Annotated in this window: 10 protein-coding genes and 2 pseudogenes; 6 read left to right on the top strand and 6 right to left on the bottom strand. The window is 65.4% G+C overall.

Going from position 1 to position 9164, the window contains the following annotated elements; all coding sequences use genetic code 11:
• The coding region (locus tag ACO59D_RS12305; RefSeq protein WP_485127229.1) for a transposase at positions 1-685 on the top strand (685 nt) is incomplete at its 5' end.
• A gap of 88 nt (positions 686-773) precedes the next feature.
• On the opposite strand, the gene ACO59D_RS12300 is transcribed toward ACO59D_RS12305, so the two are convergent.
• From ACO59D_RS12300 to abiEi, 3 genes are all read right to left on the bottom strand, one after another.
• The gene (locus ACO59D_RS12300; protein WP_485127228.1) at positions 774-1082 is read right to left on the bottom strand and encodes a hypothetical protein; all 309 of its coding nucleotides are present in this window, start codon (positions 1080-1082) and stop codon (positions 774-776) included.
• Between the two features lie 299 nt (positions 1083-1381).
• On the bottom strand, positions 1382-2317 hold the full coding sequence (locus tag ACO59D_RS12295) for a nucleotidyl transferase AbiEii/AbiGii toxin family protein (RefSeq protein WP_485127227.1): 936 nt from the start codon (positions 2315-2317) through the stop codon (positions 1382-1384).
• Entirely contained in the window at positions 2317-2844 is a 528-nt protein-coding gene (abiEi, locus tag ACO59D_RS12290; RefSeq protein ID WP_485127226.1) for a type IV toxin-antitoxin system AbiEi family antitoxin, read from the bottom strand. Before abiEi ends, ACO59D_RS12295 begins: the two co-directional genes overlap by 1 nt.
• A gap of 134 nt (positions 2845-2978) precedes the next feature.
• On the opposite strand from abiEi, the gene ACO59D_RS12285 reads away from it, so the two are divergent.
• Positions 2979-3299: a hypothetical protein gene (locus tag ACO59D_RS12285; RefSeq protein ID WP_485127225.1), complete on the top strand. Its 321-nt coding sequence runs from the start codon at positions 2979-2981 to the stop codon at positions 3297-3299.
• 437 nt (positions 3300-3736) lie between these two features.
• Here ACO59D_RS12285 and ACO59D_RS12280 read toward each other — a convergent pair.
• Positions 3737-4678, bottom strand: a pseudogene (locus ACO59D_RS12280) (VaFE repeat-containing surface-anchored protein); the annotation flags it as partial.
• Between the two features lie 834 nt (positions 4679-5512).
• Here ACO59D_RS12280 and ACO59D_RS12275 point away from each other — a divergent pair.
• From ACO59D_RS12275 to ACO59D_RS12265, 3 genes are read left to right on the top strand one after another with little or no spacing between them, the layout of a single operon-like run.
• A complete protein-coding gene (locus tag ACO59D_RS12275) occupies positions 5513-5779 on the top strand; it encodes a hypothetical protein (RefSeq protein ID WP_485127224.1) in 267 nt (88 codons plus the stop codon).
• Positions 5776-6063 (top strand): hypothetical protein, encoded by a 288-nt coding sequence (locus ACO59D_RS12270; RefSeq protein ID WP_485127223.1) that lies wholly within the window; start codon positions 5776-5778, stop codon positions 6061-6063. Before ACO59D_RS12275 ends, ACO59D_RS12270 begins: the two co-directional genes overlap by 4 nt.
• Positions 6064-6080: 17 nt before the next feature.
• On the top strand, positions 6081-6275 hold the full coding sequence (locus tag ACO59D_RS12265; protein ID WP_485127222.1) for a hypothetical protein: 195 nt from the start codon (positions 6081-6083) through the stop codon (positions 6273-6275).
• A gap of 63 nt (positions 6276-6338) precedes the next feature.
• Here ACO59D_RS12265 and ACO59D_RS12260 read toward each other — a convergent pair whose 3' ends face one another.
• Together ACO59D_RS12260 and ACO59D_RS12255 are read right to left on the bottom strand one after the other, a co-directional pair.
• Complete coding sequence (locus tag ACO59D_RS12260; RefSeq protein WP_485127221.1) at positions 6339-7289, bottom strand: TIGR03915 family putative DNA repair protein; 951 nt, start codon at positions 7287-7289, stop codon at positions 6339-6341.
• Positions 7225-8610, bottom strand: coding sequence for a putative DNA modification/repair radical SAM protein (locus ACO59D_RS12255; RefSeq protein ID WP_485127220.1), 1386 nt, complete (start codon positions 8608-8610; stop codon positions 7225-7227). The genes ACO59D_RS12260 and ACO59D_RS12255 overlap by 65 nt, the downstream gene beginning before the upstream one ends.
• A 359-nt stretch (positions 8611-8969) precedes the next feature.
• Here ACO59D_RS12255 and ACO59D_RS12250 point away from each other — a divergent pair.
• Positions 8970-9164, top strand: a pseudogene (locus tag ACO59D_RS12250) (ammonium transporter); the annotation flags it as partial.

The following is a 9164-nucleotide window of genomic DNA, read 5'->3' as shown; positions in this document are numbered from 1 at the left end:
TGGACAACCCCCCTACGGCGCGAGGAAGGTGGCGCTGGTCCTGCGCACGGAGGGCCTCGAGGCGAGCCGCTGGCGCGTCACGCGCCTCATGCGCGAGACGAGCGTGCGCCCCTGCTGCCCGCCGCCGTCGCCCTCGAGGCCGTCGAGGGCCTCGAGGAGGTTCCCGCACCTGCTGCGCGGCAAGAGGGCCGACTTCCCCGACCAGGTGTGGTCGACCGACATAGCCTACGTCCAGATAGGGGGGCGCCACATGTGCCCGACCGCCATGGCCGACTGGCACGGCCGCTGCATAGTGGGCTGGAGGCTGTCGGACGCGATGCGCGCCGAGGAGGTCGTCAGGTGCGTGGAGGACGCCTCCCGCGAGCACGGCACCCCCTCGGTCACGAACTCCGACCAGGGCTCGGTCTTCGGCGCGGACCAGTATGCCGGGCTCCTCGCCGCCAACCACGTCACGCAGGGCATGGACGGCAGGGCCCGCTGGAGGGACAACGTGCTGACGGAAAGGCGGTTCAGAAGCCTGAAGCCGGAGTGGCTGAGGACGCACGAGTGCTCCACGCCCAGGGGGCTGGAGCGCCTCGTGGCCGAGTTCGCGGGCTACCACAACGACCGTCGCATCCACCAGTCGCTGGGATGCGAGACGCCGGCGGACTGGTATTACACCGGCATCAGCCGGAGGGTGGCGTAGCGGGATGCGGGAAGGCTAGGATGGGGACACCATCAGGCAGGGGCTTTCGGTAGCAAACGCAAATCCGTGTCGAACGAACCCAGCCAGTTCACGGCTCGATCGCCTCCAGCGTGAGCTCCGGCCGGGGCACGTAGACCCCGTAGTCAAGATTCCACACGAGCGAGTCGTCATCGAGCGTAATCCCTGAGACGTAGGCCCACACCCGCAGGGGGATGCCCTCGAACGACCCCGAGGGCCTGCCGCTGCCCTCGTCACCGACGAGCACGTCGACGGCAGCTGGGACGACGGCGGCGCCGAGGCCGTATGCCATGGCTGTGGCCTCGTAGATCAGGGCGTAGCGTCCGGCCAGCGTGCCGCCCAGGTATGCCACGACTTCCCTCAGGAACGCCGACTGCATCGCTTGCTCCTGCCAGCAGACGTCATGTCATGTAACCTCTCGATTTCGATGGCATCCTGCACTCTCGGCGTCGGTACGGGCGATGCTGCTCGGGCCAGTCATCGGCACGACCTCCCGGACTCGATTGCCACCCGCATCTTGTCGAAGGCGTGCCCGCACGCGCTCGGGGCATCTGCCCACCTTCGCGACAAGGTGGTGCTCGTCACGTATGGGCTCCAGGTATCTCATCGGACTATAGCGTGCGCCTGTCTCCGGCCACCGCGGCCCAAGTGCGACCGAGCCCCGAGGCGGCGGCGAGGTCATCGTATCCGCGCACCGCCGCGCCTGGTGTGCTGCTGGCTATGGGAGGCGAGGGAGTCGTAGATGCCGCCAATCACACCCACGGTAGCGCGGACCCAGGCCCGCCTGCCTGCGGTTCGTGCCACTTCGCGCCTCGGCAGGAACCGCGACATCTCGTCGACGAAGCCTTCCGCCTCGAGAGCATCCGAGAGCTTCCCGCGTGCAGTGGCGACGCATGCGCGCCAGGTCTCCCCGATGCCGTAGTCCTCGACCTTCAGGCCTACGAGGCTCTCCGCAAGCCCCCTGTCCAGCCCCGGCCGGGTGGCGAGCCACTTGAGGTCCCAGATGTCCCTGTACCTGAGGTAGCTCGAGGCCGCGAACGAGACTACCTTATCCGCAAATATCTCCTCCGGCGACTCGGCCCTGATGACGATGTCCCCGAGCGATTCAGGAAGCTGCTCGTAGTTCACGAGCAGGAAGCGGTCGAGCACGTCGTGGGCCGGGGCCTTCGCGACCCCGAGCTTGATCCTCTGGAGTGGCAGGGAGCTGTCCTGCGGGTCGGTTTCGATAGAGACGACCCATTTGGCGATTGGGATTCCCGAGGCGGGGCCCATGCGGCGCACACTCGGCTCCTTCACGCGCACGCGCAGCTCGAACGCGTCTCCGAGCGACCGTGCCAAGCCATTGCCCATCTCGGCGAGCGACGCGAAGTCGAACTCCGGGGGGACGTTGAAGTCGAGGTCCTCGCTGAGCCTGGGGGAGCCGTAGCAGTCCCTAAGGCAGGTGCCGCCCTGGAAGACGAGGTCGTCGAGGTACCCCAGCTCGTCGAGGTAGTCGAAGACCGCATAGTGGACGACCTCCTTCCCTATTGCCGGACCCATGAGTCCCATGTCTGGCCGGGACGTGACGGAGGCCACGATGGATGCCAGCCCGTCGCCCCCTATGCGCAAGCTCATCAGGGTTGCCTCGATTCCCGTAGAAGGTCGGCGCTGCGGCCGCAGCGCCTCAGGTTCCGCACGACGTAGTCCTCGGTGGCGACGCGGACGGGGCATCGGGGACGCGCGACGGTGTTCGCAAGGATCTCGGGGACCGACGCTTTGGTGTGCACGAACTCGATAGTCCCGCAGGCCGTGTCGAACGTGCCCTCCCTGCCGGTGGTCATGAGCGTCAGAGCACCGAGGGGGACCTGCGAGATCAGCCCGTACTCGGACGCCGCGGTCTCGAGACTCTCGAACACGTACTGTCCTCGGCGAAGCGCGGAGGCGACGAGGTAGACGTCGGCCACGCCCGGCACGGGCGGCGCCAGCGGGAACCTGTATACGCCGCGGCAGACCCGCTCGAGCAGTCCCGACGAGACGAGCCTCGAGACGGTCTTGTCCGTCGCGACGTCCCCTCCATGACCCAGCAGACGCGCCAGGTCACGCTTCAAGAACACCCTCCGTCCGGTCCCCGCGAGGACCTTAACGCACTCGGTCTGCTTCAAAGGCGACATCCTTCGCACATGCCTACTGTTTTTGTATGATTACTGTACACCATTGGCCACCGGGTGGCAACTGCCTAGGGTTGCCGGGCGGTGGCGCGCCGCCCATGCTGGCGCCGATGGCGACGGGGGCGCCCTTGGGGGTTAGGGTTCACCCCGCCACCAACACCGTGACCGTCCGCGTGTCCGGGTGGAAGGGCCGCCCGTTGCAGGTGACGAGGACGAGCGTGCGGGTGGCCGACGAGGCGAGCCCTTGGTACCCCTCTGCCCGCACCGTCGAGTTGTCGCAGGCCCAGGCGAGCCAGTCGCGCATCCCCTCGGGCCCCGCGAAGGACGTGTGTTGCCAGTCGGGGTCGTCCTGGTGGACCGAGGCGGAGCACAGGGGGTGGAAGCTTGTCGCTCCCGCGGGCGTCGCCCAGGATGCGTCGCCGATGGCGTCGAAGGCGCCCTGCTCGTAGGCATCCGAGAGGTCGTGGAACATATAGGACAGGCGTTCCAGAAGTCGCGGTAGAGGTAGCGGTCAGAGTTGTCCGGGCTCGACTGCACGACGGGGACATCCACCGAGGTGCCCGAGACGGCGAGCCACGCGATGGCGTCAGAGTTCTCCGCTTCGAGCGAGGCCCAGCCGATGCCGCCTGTACCCACGTTGACCTGGCTGGCATTCCCGGCCATCCCGTTGGGCCCGTACTCCTCGGCGAGCGCACGGACGCCCTCGCCTGCCCCCGCGTCACGAGCGAGCATCCAGGCACCCGCACCTACGAGCAATGCCGCCATGACGGCGAGCGCGACGGATGCAGGGGAGGTCCTCTTTCCCATTTCGTATCCCCTTGGGAACGAGGGGGAGGCGACGCTCGCGTCGCCTCCCCCAGACCTTGGACGGCTGTCCTACGCGCACCTACTCGGCATTGTCGTGGCGGCGCACCCTGCGGAGGGCGTAGGCCCCGGTGGAGAGGCCGGCTGCGACGAGGCCGAGGGCGATGGGGTCCTGGCCCGTGTTGGGCAGGCGCTCGCCCGTGGCCGGTGGGGTCTTGACCTCGACGGTCTGGTCCTCGTCGGTGATGTCGGCGTGCGTGGCCACGCGGACGCCTGCGGTCGAGAGTTCCTCGAAGGCCACGACCTTGCGGCCGACGAGACCTGAGGCGTCGAACGTGAACTCGAGGTCCACGTAGCCGTCGGCGGCCTCGGGGGTGAAGGTCTTGGATGCTGCCACCTTGTTGCCGCTGGCGTCGGAGAGGACACCTGCATCGGTGCCGTCATCTGCGACCAGGCGGAGCGTACCGTCGACGGTGTACTCCTTGCCGGGCACGAGGTTCGTGCACTCGACCTGGTGGTCGCCGTCCGCCTTGTCGGAGGCCGTGGTCTCGACCTTGGGGAAGGTGACGGTCTGGTCCTCGTCGGCCACGTCGGCGTGGACCGCCACGCGGCGGCCGCCCTGGATGCCCTCCTCGAAGGCCACGACCTTCCTGCCAGCTAGGCCTTCGGGGGGTGGGGAACGTGAAGGTCACGTCCACGGTGCCCTCGGACGCCTCGAGGGTGAAGGTCGCGGTGGCTGTGCCCTCCTTGCCGTCGGCGCGTCGGTCACGATGCCGGCATCGGTGACGTCCGCGGAGACGTAGTGGAGCGTGCCCGTGGCAGCGTAGGTGGTGCCGGCCTTGAGGCCCTTGTAGGAAATCGTGTCGGTGAGCGTCACGGTCTCGGGGGTGGCGTCGGACTCGTGGCCCGCGTCTCCCTGGAGCGTGGTGCGGACCTCGGGGACCTCGACGGTCTGGCCCACGTCAGTCAGGTCCTCGTGCGAGGCGAGGAGGTCCTCGCCGTCATAGAGCCTCTCGAAGGCGACGAGCCTCTTGCCCCGAGGGCGGTGGTGTCGACGACGAAGGAGACGTCGGTGGCTCCTGTGGAGAGGCCGGCCGTCCGCTAAAGGTCTGTCCCACCCTCGGGGTGGCGAGAGCCTCGTCGGCGCAGTAGGTGACTACGCCGTTGGCGTCGACGAACCTGTGCGAGGGTGTCATGCCCGTGCCCGAGGAGTATGCCTCGACGTCCGCGACCGTCACCGAGTCGGGCACGGGGGTGGCGGCGTATGCCGAGACCGGCGCGAGTGCGGTCCCGAGGAGGCCGAGTACCTGGCTCACGACGAGGAGCGCCGAGAGGGCGAATGCCCTGAGGCGGCCGATGAGGCCTCCCGTGCCTTCCGTTCCTTATACGGGGGCCACGCAGCCCCACTGGTCTTCTTCATCCAAGGCTCCTTTCAAGGTGGAAGCTGAAACATGCCTTGGATTCTGTTTTGGAGCAGTGTCAATCTGACTGGTAATCAAACGGCTCCAGGATGCCCTTGCTGCGGTGCAGGAGACGGCCAAGGTCGCGCAGGTGCTGTACGCCTAGGAGCGCAGCAAGGCGATTGGGTCTGCCGAGCAGAAGAGCCGGTGGCGGAGGCTGCGGGAGGTCTGGCGCAGCTGACCCTCGGTGACGTGTCGCCACGTCATAATCCCCGTCGCCGGGGCAAGATGTAGGAAGCGTACGTACAAACTCCACTTCAGTGGAGTTTGTACGTACGCTTCCTACATCTTGCATACCGTTGGGAGTGGTGCGACGCCGCGCTGCTCCCGATGGGCTTTGCTTGTCGTGGTTTTGTATCCTTAAAATGGTATACTTTCGATATGACGAAAGGGGTGTGATGGAGCCGGAGATTCACCCGAACGCCCTGAAGCACCTGAGCCGCGGGGAGGTGCTTCAGGCATGGGGGTCGGTGACGAAGAGCATCATGCGCCAGAGCCCTCAGGAGCCTCCCAGATGGCTCATGGTCGGCTGGCTGGCTGACGGGAGCGACGTTGAGCTGATAGCGGTCGAGACGGTCTCTGGTTGGCTCGTGATACACGCCATGACGCCTGTGCAGAGGAAGTCTGCGATGGAGATAGAGGCTACCGAAAGGAGGTTGCGATGAGCGGGAGGAAGTGGGCCGCGGCCAACGGCCAGGAGATAACCGAAGAGATGATTGACGGCTGGTGCGACGCCTACGAGCGTGGGGAGTTCCCGGAAGGGGAGCGCACCGTGGGCGGCGTCGTGCACGGGCGCCCCCCGCTCTCGACCGAAGGGACGGCGGTCATCTCGATCAAGGTTCCGGTCGGTATGAAGCGGGCGGTCGAGCGTGAGGCCAAGAGCGCGGGCATGAGCACGAGCGCGTACGCCCGCGCCGCCCTGGCCGATAAGCTGCTTGGGGTCGGATAGGGAAGAGGTGCGGGCGCATGGCGCGTGATGACGGGGCCGTGATGGTCTCTGTGGAGCTGTCTGGGGAGACGGCACGGGTGGCGTCCGAGCAGGCAGCGAGGGCGGGGGTGAGCCTCGGTGAGTACGTGTGCGGCCTCGTGGCCGAGGAGGTCGAGCGCAGGAGGCCGTGGCGCTTCGAGAGAGTCCTTCGGGATCAGCGAGAGGAGCCATGACGGACTTGGGCAGGCGAGGGCCACACCGTGACGGCCTACGTGTCAAGATCACCAGGCAGCTACTCAAGGCTTGGGGTTAAGCTCCGGCAGGCCGTGCCAGAAGCGCTTGGGCATCCAGGCGGCTCGCGGGTCATAACCACGACTGGCAGCTCCCCGGCCAGGAAGTTCCATTGCCCGGTAGAAGCGCTGCCAGAGCGCTTGGACAAGCTGCTCGCGCTCGTCGGCCTCGTTCACGCGCGATGCGAGGGTGGCCGCAGTGTCTTCATCGAGCCCTACTACGGCGCAGGCAGTGGCTTCCGGCTCATGGAAGATGGCCACCAGGTGCCTGGGGTCCACAATCACAAAGCGATCCTCTCGCATGCGACGAGAAAAGTGAACCCCCACGAGCGGCAACGTGTTCTCGGCGGGCTCGAAGACAGAGACAAAGGTGCCGTCGGGAATCTTGACGAAGCGGACAAACTGCCGCGTGTGCTCGCACTCCGTCGAGACGCGCTGTACCAGGCTGGCAAATACAATCGCCTCAGGTGCAGCGACGTCCTCATAGAGGCGCTTGCCCATCGAGAAGCCCAGCCTCATGTAGCGATGGACCACTTCCGGCATGCCGGGCTCGTCCGCGGCGCAGGCGAGAACAACTCGCCTTGAGCAGGACCTGCCACACTTCTCCTCGAAGCCGGCAAACACCCGCCGTGCCAGCGCGACCACGGTCCCGTCCCTATCGTCCCCAAGGGTCACGACCTTCTCGCCAAGCCGTGGCTGTGCTTCATTGACGGCAACCAACCGAATGCGGCATGGATCAGCGTGCGCGAGGTAGGTCACGCCCACAGCGGCAAGCACTGACTCTGTGGTGCGCTCGCAACATACGACAACGGCCTGCCCTTGCCCCAGCGCTGCCGAGACCTCGCGTGCCGCGCAATCTGTGACATTGGGGGCAATCTCTGGAACACATGACCTAGAAGAGGCTGAGCTGCCCCTCTGCCTGACGTCTGGTTGTGTTGTACTTGCTTCCTGCGGCATCGCTCACCACCTTCTGGCGAATGAGTTCCGGATCGAGAGGCGCGGTTAGATCGCGCTTGCCTCTGCAGGTCACAAAGAATCGCGCCCGCTTGAGCGCAACTCCAAGCCCGCGTAGGTCATCGAAGGAGAGGTGTCGCGCTCGCCGTGCTGCAAGGATGCGCCGTGCCCCAACCGGACCAATGCCGGGAACGCGCAGCAGCGTTTCAAGCGAGGCATCCATGATCTCAATGGGGAAGGCGTTCATGTGGGCGAGTGCCCAGGCAAGCTTTGGGTCAACGTCGAGGTCGAGCCACGGATGGCTGGGCGTTGCAAGCTCATCAGGCGCGAAGGCGTAATAGCGCATGAGCCAGTCTGCCTGGTAGAGCCGATGCTCCCTGCGCAGTGGCACAGGCGTCTCACGGTCTGGCAGACGGCTGTCTTCGACCATGGGCATGTATGCCGAGAAGAAAATGCGCTTGAGCCCGTAGTGGTCGTACAGGGACTTCGAGAGCTGCAGGATGTGGTTGTCGTCCTCGGGAGATGCCCCTACGATGATCTGTGTGGACTGTCCGGCGGGTGCAAACGTGCGAAGGGCGTTGGGCACGGCGCTCGCGGGCCTGCCAAGTGTGTAACGGGAACCAGCCGAAGTGACGCGCATGCCCTCGGAAGCCGGACCCGAGATTCCCCTCCGCCTCCTCGCGAGTGCCTTTTTCCCGGCAGGGGAGTCGAGCAGTGCCTGCTCTTCCGTATGACGCGTAGTGGCAATCTGAGCCATGGGTGCCATGACGGAGTGCGCGTCCTTGTCAGGACAAAGCGTTGCAAGCGACGTCCTGCTGGGAAGCTCCAGGTTCACAGAAAGCCTGTCGGCAAAGCGTCCCAGACGGTCGACAAGCTCGGTAGACGTACCGGGTATCACCTTGGCATGGACATAACCGTTAAAGCGCAGCTCTCCGCGAAGTGCCTCCAGGCAGGCAATCATGCGCTCTGTGGTGTTGTCTGGGTTGCCTAGGACCGCCGATGAGAGGAACAGCCCCTCAATGTAGTTGCGCTTGTAGAAGTCGACCGTGAGCTCCGCAAGCTCGCGTGGCTCAAACGTGGCTCTAGGGCAGCTGGCCCCGCGACGGTTGACGCAGTAGGCACAGTCATAGCTGCAGGCATTTGACATGAGCACCTTGAGCAGGGTGATGCAACGTCCGTCTGCCGAGAAGGAATGGCAGAGCCCGCTCGCACACGCATCGCCCACCATACCCTCGCGTGGTCCGCGCGTAACGCCAGAGGAGGTGCAGGCGGCATCAAAGCGTGCGGCCTCAGCGAGGATTCCGAGCTTGGTGAGCCTGTCCATCGCATCCTCCTCACGTGCCGTAATATGAGAACTAATGTTCTGTCAAGTCTATACCACATGCCTAAACAGTACAAGTGTTCTTATATCTGTCCCTTCAATGTGTCCTCGCTGTTTTTGGCCTTCCGTCATCACTCGTAACCCATCTGGGTCTACAAGGCAACTCGTCTGACACAAGATGACAAAGCCTATATTGGATGCTGACAAGCGGCGGCCCTCGCGGGGGCGCGCCGCCGCCAGACATCCGCGCCTCCACCGTTTGTTGCCGACTGGGGGAGACATGAGTGGCGCAGATACCTCTTTCGTGCTGATCTGCTCAGCATTGTTCTGTTCATGACGCCTGCCCTCATTACGGGCTTGCCGTGCACGCCTTTGCCACCACCGCGCTTGCCGCCGCCTCTGCCGAGCTGGGATGGATGCTCATGGACGTGATTTTCGATTGCAAGCCTACGCTTGTGGGCGCCTGCACAGGGCTTGTCGTTGGTCTTGTGGCCATCACCCCAGGATGCGGCTACGTGCCCTTGGGGACCGCGATGCCCATTGGGCTTGTCGGCAGC

This window comes from Tractidigestivibacter sp. (assembly GCF_057241865.1).
The sequence above is the reverse complement of the archived record's forward strand: the minus strand, read 5'-3'. Positions and strand labels throughout refer to the sequence as shown.

Bases quoted from the DNA above. Each gene is read 5' to 3' on its own strand.
- ACO59D_RS12300 (WP_485127228.1), bottom strand. From the start codon at position 1,082: ATGCAGTCGGCGTTCCTGAGGGAAGTCGTGGCATACCTGGGCGGCACG.
- ACO59D_RS12295 (WP_485127227.1), bottom strand. From the start codon at position 2,317: ATGAGCTTGCGCATAGGGGGCGACGGGCTGGCATCCATCGTGGCCTCC.
- ACO59D_RS12275 (WP_485127224.1), top strand. From the start codon at position 5,513: ATGGAGCCGGAGATTCACCCGAACGCCCTGAAGCACCTGAGCCGCGGG.
- ACO59D_RS12270 (WP_485127223.1), top strand. From the start codon at position 5,776: ATGAGCGGGAGGAAGTGGGCCGCGGCCAACGGCCAGGAGATAACCGAA.
- ACO59D_RS12265 (WP_485127222.1), top strand. From the start codon at position 6,081: ATGGCGCGTGATGACGGGGCCGTGATGGTCTCTGTGGAGCTGTCTGGG.
- ACO59D_RS12260 (WP_485127221.1), bottom strand. From the start codon at position 7,289: ATGCCGCAGGAAGCAAGTACAACACAACCAGACGTCAGGCAGAGGGGC.
- ACO59D_RS12255 (WP_485127220.1), bottom strand. From the start codon at position 8,610: ATGGACAGGCTCACCAAGCTCGGAATCCTCGCTGAGGCCGCACGCTTT.